This is a genomic window from Secundilactobacillus paracollinoides DSM 15502 = JCM 11969 (assembly GCF_001311135.1).
Lineage (GTDB): Bacteria > Bacillota > Bacilli > Lactobacillales > Lactobacillaceae > Secundilactobacillus > Secundilactobacillus paracollinoides.
In genome coordinates this window covers 20,993-36,144 of the sequence record NZ_BBAG01000001.1, presented here as the reverse complement: position 1 = coordinate 36,144, position 15,152 = coordinate 20,993, and the positions used below count along the sequence as shown (strand labels likewise).

Genomic DNA, 15,152 nt, shown 5'->3' with positions numbered 1-15,152 from the left:
CGAAGCAAATTCCTATTCAAGGAATTTCAATCTAACTCAACTTACCCAAAATACCTGTCCGTACAAAAGCGCAGTTCAGCCACCCGCTCTCGAGTTGTTTTACAACCACATTGCTAACAGTCGACCGCAAACAGCCATTGAAACTTCCCAATATCAATAACTGTAAGCGGTTCCTGTTCATTAGTGACAAAGAAGGCATGTTATGGATACAACAGATGAGTTTCAAATTCACTTACAGCGACTCCCTTTCAAGAAAGCAACTGCGATTGAAACGGTCTACGCGCTTGGAAATGGCCATTTTGGCGTCCGTGCATCGAATCCGCTTCAGGGCGATAACCCCGATTACCCAGGCAGCCAGGACTGTTTATCAACGGGTTTTATGACCTGACAGCGCTCCATTACGGCGAGGACTATCCCGGATACCCGCAAAATTCACAAACAATGTGTCAGTTGCCGGATCCCCGCTTTATTGTGTTAGAAATTGATGGTCTGCGCTCTGACGATGAAACATTTAGCGTGAAGCAGGTCGATAAAAATCTGAATCTCAAAACGGGGTTGCTATCGGAAATTTATGAAATCACGTCGCCGACTGATAAAACAGTTCGGTTGACCATGCAGACCTTTGCCTCGCAGGATGATGCCCGGATATATGGCGTGGCCTATTCCCTATCGGCCCTCAACTTCTCGGGAAACGTCAAGGTGATCAAACAGCACCGCTATACGCAGCAGCAAATTCCACAACACGACATTGATGTTCGAAATGTGCAGCGACAATCACAATTGACTTGTACGTACCAAGAAGCTGATCATCCAACAATGCAGATGATTACGCGAAAGAGTCAGCTGGCCATTACGCTGCAGGTACAACCTTTGAAAAATGACGACCAGCCAGTCCCTAAATTAACGACTCAGGATCAATTGCCGACGTACGTCACCGACTTTGATCTTGTTCCTGCATTGCCCAAGAAGTTGATTTCGTTTATAGTATCGGGTTTCCACACCCGGTCGTCATCGCCAATGCCGATCCGGATACGGTCGACCAAACGCTGGCGAACGAAACGTTTTCAACGTTACTCAATAAGTCTGCGCACCAGTGGGCTATTTTTTGGGACAACAGCGACGTTGAACTTAAGGGGGACGCAAAACTGGCAAAAAGTATCCGGTTTAACCTCTTTCACCTCAATCAAGCTGCGGGTCGTGATGGCATGACGAGTATTCCTGCAAAGGGATTGACTGGTTCTGGATATGAAGGTCACTATTTCTGGAATGCTGAAATGTTTATGTTACCCTTCTTTATTTTCACCCAACCAGAAACGGCCAAACAAGTCCTCAGTTACCGGTATAGTAAGCTGCTTCAAGCCCAGCAACGCGCCCGAGAAATGACTGTTAAAAAGGGCGTTCTCTTCCCCTGGCGAACCATCAACGGCACCGAGGCCAGTGCCTACTATCCCGCCGGCACTGCACAGGTTCACATCAACGCAGATATTGCCTACGCCGTCGACCTGTACGTTCGCGTGACTGATGACCAGGACTTTTTAGCAACTCAGGGGTTGCCGCTGATCATTGAAACAGCACGCTTCTGGCTGTCTTATGGGCATTACGCAACGGACGATGCACACCATGGTCGATTTGTGATCAACGATGTGACTGGTCCGGATGAATACACGGCAATGGTCAACAACAACTATTACACCAACCGCATGGCGCAACATAATTTGTATCTAGCAGCGCACTACGCGAGAATACTGGGACAGACTGACAATAATGTGATTGGAAAATTAGGGCTTACGACGACCGAGATCGATGCTTTTCAGCACGCAGCTGACCAGATGTATCTGCCGTTTGATCCGAATCGCCAAATCAAAAAGCAGGATGATACCAGTACGGAAAAACCGGTTTGGCCGATTGCAGAAACGCCGCGGACGCAGTTTCCGTTACTGCTTCACTACCACCCAATGACGATCTACCACTACCAGGTCAATAAGCAGGCTGATACGGTCATGAGTGACTTCTTATTTCCAGAGGATCAAGATCAGGCCCAATTGAAACGAGATTACGATTACTATGAAGCCATCACGGTTCATGATTCTTCCCTCTCTCGGGCCATTTTTGGTATCTTAGCGCACCGCTTGGATGAAGCCGATAAGTCGTACCAGTACTTTATGGACACTGCCCTGACGGACCTAACAGACGCTCAGGGTAACGTTGGCGATGGCATTCACGCTGCCAACATGGGCGGCAGCTGGCTAAGTCTGATTTATGGCTTTGCAGGACTTGAAATTAAAGATACCACGCTGCACCTGCATCCCAAACTGCCGACTGAGTGGCTGGAAATGCGCTTTAAGCTTTGGTTCCAGCACCGGCACATTGGTATCACGATCAATCATCAAGCCGTTATTCTTGAAAATCTAAAGGGTAAACCGATCACCATCCAAATTGGTGACAAACAGGTGACCTTAGGGAGTGAAAGAGTTACCGTACCATTTCCAATTTAATGTGAAAAATGAAACTTAAATCACAATATTTGTAGAAAACCCGAATCATGCCTATCATTAATTTAGAGGGGTTTTAATTAAGGAATTTAAACTTTAAGGAAAAGAGGCTAACTTGTATGAGAACTATTGCACTAAATGTCATGCAAGAATCGATTGAGGTCGCTTACTCAACGAATAATAACGAACCGCCCTTTCGGCAATTTATGATCACGTACAATCCTGATCAGGCCATTGGGGATAACTTGGAAAAGATCAAGGTTGTGCTAGCCGGTCTTCCAGTCGATGCCGCTATTTTGACGAATTCACTGGAATACGATTTTTCAGACACGGTTATTGGCATCAACCACCAACGAATCGATATTGGGCTTGCGTTGACCAACATGTTGAACATTCCGGTGGTTTGCCAGCGAGATGTTGAAGAAAACGGTCTCCAAGCAGCAACCGATAAAAAGCAGCGCTACAACGAGTGGCACCTAGATTACTATGGTGAGTATGAAAAAAAGCGTAACTATGGTCAGGAAGCCATGCTGACGGTCGGAAACGGCTATCTTGGACTGCGTGGGGCCTTTGTTGAGTCGCGAGCAGATGAGGATAATTACCCAGGCACTTATGTTGCTGGTGTCTATAACCAACTGACCACCAAAATTGGTGACCGTGACGTCACGAACGAAGATCTGGTGAACATGCCTAACGCCCAGTTTCTCACGTTTGGTGTTGATCATCAGCCGCCATTTAAGATCACATCAAGAGACATTCAAGATATTTACCGGTCGCTTGATCTTAAGCATGGGACCTTGACAACAATGATGCGGGTTCAGCTTTCAACGGGTCACGTCCTCAACGTGACAACGACAAAGATGGCTAACATGCAAGATTGGCATCAATACGCCATCAAGTACACGCTGACACCCGTCAATTTCTCTGGTAGCATTCAGATCTATTCAGAAATCGATGGCGATGTGACCAACGGCAACGTCGATCGGTACCAGGACTTCGACCAGCATCATATCGACATCACGGGCATGAGCGCCCACGGTAACGAAATGTACCTCACTGGTGAAACCAAAACGTCAAAAATCGGATTTACGGTCGGGGCAAGCCTGTTAAGTGAGCAACCAACAGACAATGATATTGAGGTGACAAACGACGATAAGCACATCCGTCAGCAATTATCGACAGAAGTCACTGCCGGCCAGACCTATTCGTTTACGAAGAACGTCGTCATCTACACGACCTTGGAAACGGCCGAGACCCCAACAATGTCAACTGCAAGCGAAGCACTCGCTAAAGCCAGTTACAAGCAGACTAAGAAACAGAGTCTCGCCTACTGGAAGTCAACCTGGGATAACTTCGATATTCAGATCGATAACGATATCACGAGTCAAAAACTGACCCGGGTCAACCTCTTTCACACCATGGTCTCAGCCGCCGCAAATGAATCTGGCGAACTTGATGCATCTGTTGGTGCGCGTGGGTTACACGGTGAAGCCTATCGGGGGCACGTGTTCTGGGATGAAATGTTCATCATGCCCTTCTACAGCCTGCACTTCCCGAAGTTAGCTAAACAGCTGTTGATGTACCGTTACCGTCGTTTGGACGCCGCAAAGGCCTACGCCAAGAGCGAAAATTACGATGGTGCGATGTTCCCTTGGCAGTCTGGTGAGACCGGCGATGAACAATCTCAGTTTGTTCATCTGAACCCGATCACGCACACTTGGGATCCAGACAACAGCCGCCTGCAACGGCACGTCTCGTTGGCGATTGCCTACAACATCATCACGTACGTCAACGTGGCTGGCGACCGGAAGTTTATGAAACAATACGGGCTGGAAATGCTGCTGAGCATCGCGAAGTTCTGGCTAAGTACCGTCACCTATGATAAAAAGGCGGACCGCTACAGTATTCCACACGTCATGGGACCGGATGAATTCCACGAAAATTATCCCAACAGTGACGAACCTGGCTTAACCAACAACGCCTACACCAATATCATGGTGGCTTGGCTCTTCAACATGCTAAGTACGATTCGGACCGACATGAAGGCGGCTGATTTTAAGGACGTCGCCGAAAGAAGTGCGTTTGACGAAACCCTCTTTACAAAGATGACCGATGTTGCCCATAAGCTCAAGCTTGATATCAACGATAACGGCATCATTGGCCAATTCGAAGGCTACTTCAAATTGCCAAGCATGAACTTTGACAATTACCGGAGCAAGTATGGTGATATTTCACGGATCGACCGAATCTTAAAGGCCGAGGGCAAGACCCCGGATGCTTATCAAGTGGCCAAACAGGCTGATACATTAATGCCCTATTACACATTAAGCATTGACGAAGTGGGTCATATTCTGGGACAATTAGGCTATCAGTTGCCGAAGGAATATTTAACCAAGAACATTCAGTACTATCTGAACCGAACGACTCATGGCTCGACCCTGTCACGAATTGTTTACTCAGTGCTGACTGAAATGGACGACAACATGGATCAGTCCTGGTCGCTCTTCTCGACCGCCCTCTTTTCTGACTACTACGATATTCAAGGTGGCACGACCGCCGAAGGGATTCACCTTGGTGTCATGGGTGCAACCTTAATGATCGAGACCAGAAACTATGGTGGTGTGGATAGCCTGGGACCGCAGCTTGAAATTCACCCGCACTTACCCGCTCAGTGGCAGCGCTTGCATTTCAAACAGTTGATCCGTGGTCATTGGTTTGAATTTACGATCACGCACCATCAAATTTCTGTTAAAACAGATACGAAGGTGACGATCCAAATCCTAGGACAACCGGTTGCATTAACACCAAACAAGGAAACGATTTACGATTACTAACCAACTACGAAGGAGTGTTGCAGTATGGCAAAGGTTTCATTTGAACAAATTAAGGGCTTTGTGTTCGATCTCGACGGGGTCATTACGGATACCTCGCTCTACCACACAAAGGCCTGGCACCAGCTTGCAGATAAGCTAGACGTTACCTGGAGCAAGGAATTGGAAGACGGTTTAAAGGGTATCTCGCGGATGGATTCACTCGAGATGATTCTCAAAGCCGGACACAAGGAAAACGACTATACGCATGACGAAAAGGTCGCGCTTGCTACCGAAAAGAACACCAACTATGTCAATGAGATCAGTAAAATGACCCCAGAAAATATTCTTCCCGGTATCAAGCGTTCTTAGATGATCTGCGCGCTAACGGCTACCAAATTGCATTAGCATCCGCTTCTAAAAACGGCCCAACCGTCCTAAAAAACCTTGAACTAACAGATTACTTCCCAAAGATCGTTGATCCAGCCTCATTGTCTAAGGGCAAGCCAGACCCAGAAATTTACACCAAGGGTGCTGAATTGCTTGGCCTGGCACCAGAGACCTGCATCGGCGTTGAAGACGCTGCAGCTGGCATTGAAGCCATTAACGCAGCAAACGAAGTCTCCGTTGGTATCGGTGACGCAACGTTGCTGAAGGATGCCGACGTTCGGTTTGATAACACTGCTGAAATGACGTTAGCAAACATCAAAAAAGCGATGGCTTAATGTCGATTTTAAAAAAGACGCTTCCGAGCGTCTTTTTTGTTTCATTGCAACTAAAAAAGCACGCATGATAGGCCGCGTACTTTTCTGGTCACTATTTTGTATTTTTTATGCTTCAGTCATTGAGTTATCAGAACGAATGGCCTTAAGCGCATCGTCGATCTGACCCAAAACAGCAGTAACATTTTTAGGATCTTCCAGGTTATACTGCTGGAGATTGATCTTTAACTTGGGACTGACATCATATTCATCAAACCACTTGTGATATGCAGTCCACATCTTATAGTAGTAATCCTCACGCTCCGGGTGGCCGTCAATTTGTTCATAGTCGCGACCACGCTTCTTGATCCGGTACAGAATCGTGTCAAAGTCACTATCTGCGTATACTAACAGGTCGGGCGCTTTCTTTGGCAGTTCGTTTAATTCCCCCATCATGTTGTCCAACAATTTGAGGTAAACGGAAAGCTCTGTGTCTGTAATGTTGCCTTCCGCGTTGTTTTCCTTTGTAAACAGAGCGTCTTCGTAGATCGACCGGTCAAGCACATTGTTGTCATCAGCCAACGCCTGTTTGATCATCCCAAAGCGCTTGTTTAAAAAGTAGATCTGCAGCAAGAACCCATATTGTTTTGGATCTGAATAGTATAACGGTAAAACAGGATTTTCGCCAACGGGTTCAAAAAAAGCCTTTGTTCCCAAATGGTCTGCGAGCATTCCTGTGAGCGTGGTTTTCCCAACGCCAATCATTCCGGCAGTAATTATCACCATAATAGCCCCTCTTTTAAAAAAATATGCAAGATATAGTGTACCAAAATTCACCCCCTACCACATCTATATTGACGATATTTTAGTCAAGCGCGGTTCCTGAGACAGCGCACGACGTGTAGTATAATGAACGTATAAGGGTTAGCACATTGTAGCAGGACAGATGTCCAGTTTCATACAGAAGTAACAGGCATAATAGAAAAGGAGCGGATCACCTATGGCATATGATGCAATTGTCTTTTTTGATTTAGACGGTACTCTGTTTGATAACGACAAACACGTGTTACCAGCAAGTATTGACGCAATTAAACAAATGGCGCAGCAAAACATTCTTTCAGTGGTCTCAACTGGCCGCAATATTTTTGAAATCCAGTATGTTCTAGATGAAACGGGGATTAATTCAGTCGTCAGTGCAAACGGCAGCTACGTCCAATATGAAGGCAAAAAACTGCACGCAGAAGAAATTGACCCAGAACTGATTGCGACCTTCACCGACTATGCAAACCGTCAGGGAGATGCGGTCGCCTACTTTAACAATCGTGGTTTTCGCTTAAGTAAAGAAAATGACCTGACCCGGCCAAACTTTAAATTATTACGACTCGATGCCAAGGTCGACCCTGATTTTTACCGCAAAGAACCGATTAATTTCATGAACGTGTTCAACACCAACAAAGAAGACCAGTATACCGCTGAATTCAAGAATCAGCTGTCACTGGTTCGAAATAACCCACGTTGTCTGGATACGATGAAGGCCGGCGTTTCTAAGAAGACGGGTATCGAGATCCTGTTGTCGGCGGCCAAATTAGAAAACATTCCAACATACGCTTTCGGCGATCAGCTCAATGACCTGCAGATGTTTGACGTGGTCGACAATCCGATTGCATGGCAAACGGCCACCAACTAGCGAAGGAAAAAGCGTCCTATGTGACCACTTCCAATGTCACTGATGGGATCGTGCACGGGTTAAAGCACTTTAATTTGATAAAGTAGCGCTGATCTAATGAGTGTTGCGGTACGCCGTTGGTGGCATGCCTTTTAAATGTATAGCGCAATTATTTTAATTGAGGCGTTGAATAGAGGCGGTCGATTCGAATATCCTCGTTGGGGATTTTGAGTTGACCGCCTCTTTTTTGCATTTTATGTGGCTTGGGGTCTGGAGTGATCGTAAGTATAGCACAAAATTGCCCGTATTATAGACTTATGTTGTAAAATCGTCAGTTTTAACTGAATCCGTGTTAACGAGCTACAAAAAAGGCCTTCAACTTGGTGGTTTCCTCGTTGAAGGTCTTTTAATTTGTCGCTTATTTCTGACTTAAAATTGGTTGATTCGTCACGTCTGTTCGAACGATCAGTACATCACAGCGGGCATTCGTCACAACGTAGCTGGCGTTTGACCCCAGCATCATCCGTTCAACAACGTTTGCGCCCGTAGCACCAAGCATGATCAAATCGGTGCCAAACTTAGCGGGTAAGTTCTTAGCTAACTCAACCTTAGGATTGCCATACTGAACCTCACCTCTGACGTTCGTGACCCCTGCTTGTTTGGCACTGGCCACGTTTTTATCAACGAGGCGCTCAATTTTTTCCTTGATTTCATCGAGCAAGCCCTGATCGACGTAACCAAATCCGAGTTTAGTCGACCCTAACCCAATGAGTTTGCTCACGTTCAGGACACTCACAATCGTGAGTTCAGCCTGGTTTCGTTTGGCAACGGCAATCGCTTTTTGAACCGCGCGTTGGGCCTGTTTTGATCCGTCAACACCGACCAGAATATGGTGATAGTTTGCACTGAGTTTCATAGGACCCCACCTCCAAGTGGTCGTCTAACCGACTGACATTAATCGGCTAATTCATTTGACAGCGCCTCAATTGACCGGCCGTAAATGGCCATTGCGGTCAGAAGGTCATCAACCGGTTGAAATTCATTGACCTGGTGCATCGTGTCTGGGGTGTGGGCAAACAGGGCACCAAACGCAACCCCGCGCTTCATTAACCGGCCATAGGTCCCACCGCCAACAACTTCTGGTTCAGCAGCCGTGTCACCAGTGAGCTCCTGGTAGGTGCTCATTAACGTGGTTACGATTGGATCATCAGGTGAGACGTAGTGTGGCACCATTTCGCGACCCTTTTCGAGTTCAAAATGATTTAATTTTGCGACCTCAGCAAAGGTGGCTTGAATATCGTCAGAGCCGATGCCCTTTGGATAACGGAAATTCAATACGATATGCCCGCCCTTTTCAGCATCAAAGGCCATGACACCAACGTTCATCGTGAGCTCACCCATGATGTCGTCAGTGTAGGCAAGCCCAAGTTTTGTGACCCGCGAATCATCGTGTAATTGGTCACCTAACAGGTTAAGAAAGGCTTTAGCATCAGCACCAAATCCATACTGTCTCAAGAAGCGGGCCAAATAAGTCCCCGCATTGATGCCATTCTTAGGTTCCATCCCATGCGCGGCTTTACCGATCACATGCAAATGCACACCGTCACCATCCGTGGTCACATCCCCAGTAACGGGCTGGTTATCTAAGAAACTGGTGAAGTCGCTGACCAGGGCTTCGTTGTCGCTAGTTTCAACAACGGCGTGTGCATCACGAGGGACCATATTTTCCCGTAAGCCAGCGTTAAATGAGGTCAACGTATAGTCGCCATCATTTTCACCGGCCATTGTTAATGTGAAGGAAACGTTCCCTTTTTCACCATTGATAATTGGAAATTCGGCGTCTGGTGAGAAGCCCATTGTGGGTTCTGGATGCGTCTTAAAGTAGTGGGTCATCCCAGCCCAACCGCTTTCTTCGTCAGTGCCCAAAATAAACCGAATCTTCTTATTGAGTTTAACGCCCTGTTCTTTGAGAATCTTTAACCCGTAGTAGCAGGCCAACGCTGGCCCCTTATCATCAGAGGTTCCCCGGCCATAGGCGTTGCCATCTTTGAGAGTCAGGGTAAACGGATCCGTGTCCCAACCTTCGCCAGCGGGCATCACGTCAACGTGCGCCAAAATAGCGACAGTTTCGTCGCCTGATCCAACCTCCACGAAGCCCGCAAGATTGTCCAGATTTGTTGTTTCAAAGCCGTCGCGTTCAGCGAGTTTTAAGAACGCCTGTAAAGCCGTTGCTGGCCCAGGCCCTAGTGGCGCGTCAGCCGTTTTTTGACTATCGTCACGCACACTCTGAATGGCGATCAGATCCTTTAAATCACTTAAATAAGCATCGCGATGGTCCGCTGCTGCTTGTTTCCAATCAATTGTCATGAAAGTCCCTCCATCTTATTTCTACCTCCATTTTAGCATAGGTGACCGTGTTTACTGTTATGAATCCGCTTTTCTTTGGGTCTTTCCATTGTTAGGTGATCCAAATAGCATTAACATGTCGCTCCGTTGCGCCGTTCGGGCCTGCAGGCTGAGGTGGGGTCGCTCCGGCAATGCCGAACGGCTCCACTACGCTACGATACTGGTATTAGTCTGAATAGATGGTCAGGTTTCATAAGTGGTGTCATGGAACCTGCTAATGAATCGTGACCAGTAACTAGCACATCGCGAGAGAAGCATTGCTGTTAATTGTCTGACTAGCAGTCGAGGATGGATTCTCTTCGACCTCGGATTAACGCTGTTATGATGCTTAACCAGTGGGAAAAAGGGTGCTCAACGTCAGTGAAATGGCCCAATTTGGCACGGAACTGTGGTGTCGACATCAGTTAGCGACCGTACTTGGGTCGGTTACTGATGTGCGAGACGATGAAGATCCATTCGAGAGCTGCACAGCAGAAATCGAATTAGCTTCATCACGAGCCACTACACGGCCTGCCGAATTACGGAATGCAACGGACTATCCCCTAAAAGTGGAAAGCCCCTTTTCTTTTCTCGTGCGTGCTATACTCAAGGTAGCGACATTGAACGGAGGCCAAAATATGCAAACATTATCGGAACAGATCTTACGCAACACGATTCGAATTCGCCCGGAAAATAGCCATAAGGGCACTTATGGCCGTGTCTGCCTCGTAGGTGGTAACGCCCAGTATGGCGGCGCCATCATGATGGCCACCGAAGCGGCGGTTTATAGCGGTGCCGGCCTGAACACCACATTGACTGACCCAGCCAATTTTGTGAGTCTGCATTCACGGTTGCCAGAAGCGATGGTTGCTGATTTCCATGACGAACACCAACTTGAATCGTTGGTAGCTGCTGCAACGACGGTCGTTGTCGGCCCAGGATTAGGAACGGACGCTGATAGTTTAGCGGTTCTGGAGACTGTTTTCAAAACCGTGTCACCCAACCAGATCCTAGTCATCGACGGGTCCGCTATCACCCTCGTTGCAGACAAGTCCCTCTCGCTGCCAAACGCACGGCTGGTCTTTACCCCACATGAAATGGAATGGCAACGGCTATCTGGCATTACGATTACGGATCAAACTGACGCGCACAATGCCCAAGTCCGCGAACAGTTAAACGGTATCGTGGTCCTTAAATCACATCACACCCGCATCTACACCGCGGACGACGTTTACCTGAACCCTACTGGCACACCTGCGCAAGCTACCGGTGGTATGGGAGACACCCTCGCCGGGATGGTCGGTGGCTTTACCGCGCAGTTTGCTGATTTGGAGAACGCCGTGTTAGCTGCCGTTTACGCGCACAGCGCAATTGCTGACGAACTGGCGGCAACGCAGTATGTGGTCTTGCCAACGCAGATCATGCATGAGTTGCCACGATTTATGCATGATCACCAAGCACAATAAAGGAGAATCGAATCAAAAAGAAGTTGGGAATAAGGTCATTTCCAACTTCTTTTTGATATGATTATTTAATTCTTAACAGTTGTCTTAATCGTTCAGTCCGCGCACCCAGCACCGTATCAGCTAAGCGGGTCTTTAAGACCATGTAGACATAAAAGTACCCAGCAATGCCCACCGCAAAAATAATAACGAGCAAACTGCCGACACGTGAATCAACCACCATGACATGCTGATCAGCCAGCTCACAATCTTAACCAAGGCGTACGCAATCACGCACATGATCAGCGAGAAACTCAAGATACCGTTCGTTTTCTTGGCGATACCAGCGTAATCAACACCAAATTCGCCATTGAGCCAGTGCATGATAAAGTAGTTCGCCACGATAAATCCGATCATTGTTGCAACAAGTGGTCCAAAGACGCCCATGAAATGGATGCATGGCCACTGCAACAACAGTTTGACAGCTGTCCCAATCAAGAAATAACGAACTGCCCGCTTGTTTTGCGAGACCCCCTGCATGATTGCAGAAGTGACACTGAACAACCCAAGCATGATCGACATAAAGGAAGAAAAGGCCAAAACTGCGGCGGCCAGTCCCTTGTGAGCAACCCCATAAAACAGGATATTCAACGGGTGGGCAATCGCTGCCATACCCAAGGCACTAGGCAGCATCACGAATTCAAACAGCAAGACTGCGTTCGTAATTTGACTGCTGATGTCCTTCTTATCGCCGCGAGTAAAGGCTTCGGACAGTAACGGTACCGCCGTAATGGCCAAAGCAGAGGACAACGAAACGGTGATCATGATCAATTTATTGGCGTTCACGCTAAACAGCGCAAACAGATCATTAAGCATCACAGGGTTTGATATCCCTGTTGATGGCATAAACTTGAAGAAGGTAAATTGATCGATCAGTTGAAAGATAGTGATACCGGCACCAAGCACAATAAATGGCAGTGCTTGCTGTAGAATTTCTTGGTAGAGCTGTTTAGCCGGCACCACGATTTCATTATTACTGTTGGCAACTAAATTGCGATACAGTGACCGCCGCCGCAGGTAATAGACACCTAAAGTCAGCAAGCCAAAAATCGCACCGACGCAGGCCGCAAAAGTTGACTGGGAAACGGCTGTGATCCAGCTGCCATGCCACACGCGCATAATCAAGTACGCTGTGATCAACATATAAAGGACGCGGGCAAGCTGCTCAACAAATTGAGAGATTGCCGATGGTGCCATGTCCTGGTAGCCTTGGAAAAAGCCCCGGGATAAACTCATGACTGGAATGATCAAAACGGCCCAAGCCAGTGAGTGTAACACTGGAATCACGTGTGGATCGCCGCCATCGAAGACTGGTGCGCCAAAGTACAGCACCAGCATACAGATCACACCAGTGGCGCCTGCGAGGACTAGCCCATGCTTATAGAGCCGAAACCCAACGCCGTATTCATTAAGCGTATTATAGTGCGCCACCTGTTTAGCAATCGCGGATGGAATCCCGGCAATCGCTGCAATCAAAAAGAAACTGTAGATATTGTATCCCTTACCATACAGCGCATTCCCCTGAAGAAAGAAGGACCCAAACCAGATCCCCCAAGGAATAATGTAAATCGCCCCAAGTATGCGTGAAAAGATGCTGCCGGCTGTCATCCAGGCTGACCCCTTAACCATTTGGTCCTGTGCATCAATTTCAGGCGTTAAGGTGTCATCCTTATTTGACATCTCACTCATTCAAAAACCCTGCTTTCATCGCGCTGGTTGGAGCGCTAATCTAATATCATTTTTTAACTTCGTCACAACTTATACATTGTATTATGAATGTGAGTTTGACGCAATTAAATTTGAGAAAGTTTAAAACCAGAGTCCGTTACACGTTAGCCCCTTGCCTTGCTGAACACATTTCAGCAATGTAGCAGCAGAAGTTAGTCGCCGGTACCACTCAGAAGAAAAAATGCCCGAACTTGGCATTTTTGCCAGAGTCCCTTACATGGTCTCGCCTTGCTGAACACGTTTCGGCAATATATCAGCAGAAATTAGTCGCCGGTACCACTCAGAGACAAAAATACCAAATTCCATACTGAAACAACCTGTCACTTAGATTAAAGGCCAAATGAAAAGACTTTCTTAAACCCATGCGTCTCAACACGAATTCAAAATAGTCGCCGCCAAACTCTGGTATAATAAACGTAATTTGAAATCTAATTGTCATACAGGAGGCTCATTTGAAAAGTAAAAAATTGCTGATTGCGCTTATCATCAGCTTGATTTGCGGCCTCGGACTTGGTGTCTGGTATGCGCGATACACCCAGCATCAAACAATTAAACATGAGTACAGTTTTTCCAGCACACCCACTATTTTCGTGCACGGCTGGACAGGTACTGGTCGCTCGGAGGAGCCACTCTTTGCGTCTGCCCAAAGCTTGGGAATTGCTAAACGGCACATGATTATTTATATGCGTCCAAATGGCAAGCTCAAAATCAAGGGGCATTTGACTGCTAAAATGAAGAATCCGATCGTTCAGGTGATCTTTAAGAATAATCGCGCCGGCGAAATCAAGGATGCGCACTGGTTATTAAAGATCATGCGGGTCCTAAAAACGAAATATCACGTCAATAAATACAACGCGGTCGGCCACTCCATGGGGTCTTATGCCTGGGTTTATTACAACATGCTTGTCGGCAATAGTGCGAAGTATCCAAAACTGGAACGCGCTGTCCTCATTGGTGGCCCCTACGACGGCATCATTGATAACCATAAACTCAATCAACCGCAGAATCCACCACTGAGTAAACTTTGGGATGACCGGCCAAATGAGAACCACCTTTTAAAAAATGGCCGACCAGCGATCATTCGGCCTGAGTACCAAAAACTATTGGCGATTCGCAGCCGTTTCCCTAAGCAGGCTGAAGTGCTTAATATTTACGGTGATTTGTTGGACGGGTCTAATTCAGATGGTGTTATTACGATTCCCTCAGCGCGCTCTCTAGTACTTGATTAAGAACGAAGTCCGTTCGTACCACGAATTACGAGTGACAGGCGCAAATGCACAACATAGTAAGCTTCACGAATATAATTTAACAGTTAACAAAGCCCTCACCAATTTTATATGGGGCAAAAATAAAGCGATCAACTAATGGGTTGATCGCTTTTTTTGTTAACTATTGGAAAAAGGGTAAAGACTAGTGTAGAAGTTACACTATCACTAACGTGGCGATCGCTTACAAAAACGCATGAAACCCAATGTCATGCCTGAACGTATAAGCCGTCGCATCAACATCAGCATCCAACGTAGCGTTCACCAGCTGTTGGGCCGTTTTCAAATCAGGGGCCTTGGCTGTAACCATCATCACCCGACCACCGTGACTGACTGGCTGCCCATTCTCCTCAGCAACACCAGCATAACTGACTAAGACTTGGTCATTATGAATAGTGGGTAACGGTCGCCCGTTGACCACGTTGCGTGGATAATCGCGTGATGCAATCACGGTGCCCAAATAAAAGTCATCCGTTTGCCAGGTCACTTGTGGGGTCTGGTTTGCAAGCAAATCAAGAATGATTGCCCCCAAATCGCTTGTCAACTGCGGCAAAACGACCTGCGTTTCAGGATCACCCATCCGAACATTAAATTCAATCACTT

At 47.1% G+C, this 15,152-nt stretch carries 12 protein-coding genes and 2 pseudogenes; 9 read left to right on the top strand and 5 right to left on the bottom strand.

The genetic code is table 11. From position 1 onward, the window contains the following. Nucleotides 1–202: 202 nt before the first annotated feature. From JCM11969_RS18380 to pgmB, 5 genes and pseudogenes are all read left to right on the top strand, one after another. Complete coding sequence (locus JCM11969_RS18380; RefSeq protein ID WP_225353062.1) at nucleotides 203–388, top strand: hypothetical protein; 186 nt, start codon at nucleotides 203–205, stop codon at nucleotides 386–388. Next, nucleotides 361–1,209 carry a glycoside hydrolase family 65 protein gene (locus JCM11969_RS18375; RefSeq protein WP_225353075.1) on the top strand — a complete coding sequence of 283 codons (849 nt, stop codon included), beginning with the start codon at nucleotides 361–363 and terminating at the stop codon, nucleotides 1,207–1,209. Before JCM11969_RS18380 ends, JCM11969_RS18375 begins: the two co-directional genes overlap by 28 nt. Next, nucleotides 1,206–2,495, top strand: coding sequence for a glycosyl hydrolase family 65 domain-containing protein (locus JCM11969_RS18370; protein WP_263849972.1), 1,290 nt, complete (start codon nucleotides 1,206–1,208; stop codon nucleotides 2,493–2,495). The genes JCM11969_RS18375 and JCM11969_RS18370 overlap by 4 nt, the downstream gene beginning before the upstream one ends. A 116-nt stretch (nucleotides 2,496–2,611) precedes the next feature. After that, nucleotides 2,612–5,326 (top strand): glycoside hydrolase family 65 protein, encoded by a 2,715-nt coding sequence (locus tag JCM11969_RS00145; RefSeq protein WP_054706792.1) that lies wholly within the window; start codon nucleotides 2,612–2,614, stop codon nucleotides 5,324–5,326. Nucleotides 5,327–5,350: 24 nt separating this feature from the next. Then, nucleotides 5,351–6,027 (top strand): annotated as a pseudogene (pgmB, locus tag JCM11969_RS00140) (beta-phosphoglucomutase). A 105-nt stretch (nucleotides 6,028–6,132) separates the two neighbouring features. Here pgmB and JCM11969_RS00135 read toward each other — a convergent pair. Further along, nucleotides 6,133–6,789, bottom strand: a complete 657-nt coding sequence (locus JCM11969_RS00135) for a deoxynucleoside kinase (protein WP_054706789.1) — start codon at nucleotides 6,787–6,789, stop codon at nucleotides 6,133–6,135. Between the two features lie 214 nt (nucleotides 6,790–7,003). Here JCM11969_RS00135 and JCM11969_RS00130 point away from each other — a divergent pair. Continuing rightward, a pseudogene (locus tag JCM11969_RS00130) lies at nucleotides 7,004–7,692 on the top strand (Cof-type HAD-IIB family hydrolase); the annotation flags it as partial. A 395-nt stretch (nucleotides 7,693–8,087) separates the two neighbouring features. On the opposite strand, the gene JCM11969_RS00125 reads toward JCM11969_RS00130, so the two are convergent. After that, the gene (locus tag JCM11969_RS00125) at nucleotides 8,088–8,585 is read right to left on the bottom strand and encodes a universal stress protein (RefSeq protein ID WP_054706786.1); all 498 of its coding nucleotides are present in this window, start codon (nucleotides 8,583–8,585) and stop codon (nucleotides 8,088–8,090) included. 38 nt (nucleotides 8,586–8,623) lie between these two features. Beyond that, nucleotides 8,624–10,036: a dipeptidase PepV gene (gene pepV, locus JCM11969_RS00120; protein ID WP_054706784.1), complete on the bottom strand. Its 1,413-nt coding sequence runs from the start codon at nucleotides 10,034–10,036 to the stop codon at nucleotides 8,624–8,626. A 656-nt stretch (nucleotides 10,037–10,692) separates the two neighbouring features. On the opposite strand from pepV, the gene JCM11969_RS00115 reads away from it, so the two are divergent. After that, the gene (locus JCM11969_RS00115; protein ID WP_054706781.1) at nucleotides 10,693–11,520 is read left to right on the top strand and encodes an NAD(P)H-hydrate dehydratase; all 828 of its coding nucleotides are present in this window, start codon (nucleotides 10,693–10,695) and stop codon (nucleotides 11,518–11,520) included. 132 nt (nucleotides 11,521–11,652) lie between these two features. On the opposite strand, the gene JCM11969_RS00110 is transcribed toward JCM11969_RS00115, so the two are convergent. Further along, on the bottom strand, nucleotides 11,653–13,245 hold the full coding sequence (locus tag JCM11969_RS00110) for a putative polysaccharide biosynthesis protein (protein WP_369523166.1): 1,593 nt from the start codon (nucleotides 13,243–13,245) through the stop codon (nucleotides 11,653–11,655). Between the two features lie 491 nt (nucleotides 13,246–13,736). Between JCM11969_RS00110 and JCM11969_RS00105 the strand changes: the two genes are divergently transcribed. Continuing rightward, nucleotides 13,737–14,513 carry an alpha/beta hydrolase gene (locus JCM11969_RS00105; protein WP_263849971.1) on the top strand — a complete coding sequence of 259 codons (777 nt, stop codon included), beginning with the start codon at nucleotides 13,737–13,739 and terminating at the stop codon, nucleotides 14,511–14,513. A 31-nt stretch (nucleotides 14,514–14,544) separates the two neighbouring features. Beyond that, nucleotides 14,545–14,649, top strand: coding sequence for a hypothetical protein (locus JCM11969_RS19485; protein WP_263849970.1), 105 nt, complete (start codon nucleotides 14,545–14,547; stop codon nucleotides 14,647–14,649). An 84-nt stretch (nucleotides 14,650–14,733) separates the two neighbouring features. Here the strand turns inward: JCM11969_RS19485 and JCM11969_RS18365 are convergent, their stop codons facing one another. After that, nucleotides 14,734–15,150 (bottom strand): phosphoribosylglycinamide synthetase C domain-containing protein, encoded by a 417-nt coding sequence (locus JCM11969_RS18365; RefSeq protein ID WP_263849969.1) that lies wholly within the window; start codon nucleotides 15,148–15,150, stop codon nucleotides 14,734–14,736. Nucleotides 15,151–15,152 lie beyond the last annotated feature (2 nt).

Bases quoted from the DNA above. Each gene is read 5' to 3' on its own strand.
- JCM11969_RS18380 (WP_225353062.1), top strand. From the start codon at position 203: ATGGATACAACAGATGAGTTTCAAATTCACTTACAGCGACTCCCTTTC.
- JCM11969_RS18370 (WP_263849972.1), top strand. From the start codon at position 1,206: ATGACGAGTATTCCTGCAAAGGGATTGACTGGTTCTGGATATGAAGGT.
- JCM11969_RS00145 (WP_054706792.1), top strand. From the start codon at position 2,612: ATGAGAACTATTGCACTAAATGTCATGCAAGAATCGATTGAGGTCGCT.
- JCM11969_RS00135 (WP_054706789.1), bottom strand. From the start codon at position 6,789: ATGGTGATAATTACTGCCGGAATGATTGGCGTTGGGAAAACCACGCTC.
- JCM11969_RS00125 (WP_054706786.1), bottom strand. From the start codon at position 8,585: ATGAAACTCAGTGCAAACTATCACCATATTCTGGTCGGTGTTGACGGA.
- pepV (WP_054706784.1), bottom strand. From the start codon at position 10,036: ATGACAATTGATTGGAAACAAGCAGCAGCGGACCATCGCGATGCTTAT.
- JCM11969_RS00115 (WP_054706781.1), top strand. From the start codon at position 10,693: ATGCAAACATTATCGGAACAGATCTTACGCAACACGATTCGAATTCGC.
- JCM11969_RS00110 (WP_369523166.1), bottom strand. From the start codon at position 13,245: ATGAGTGAGATGTCAAATAAGGATGACACCTTAACGCCTGAAATTGAT.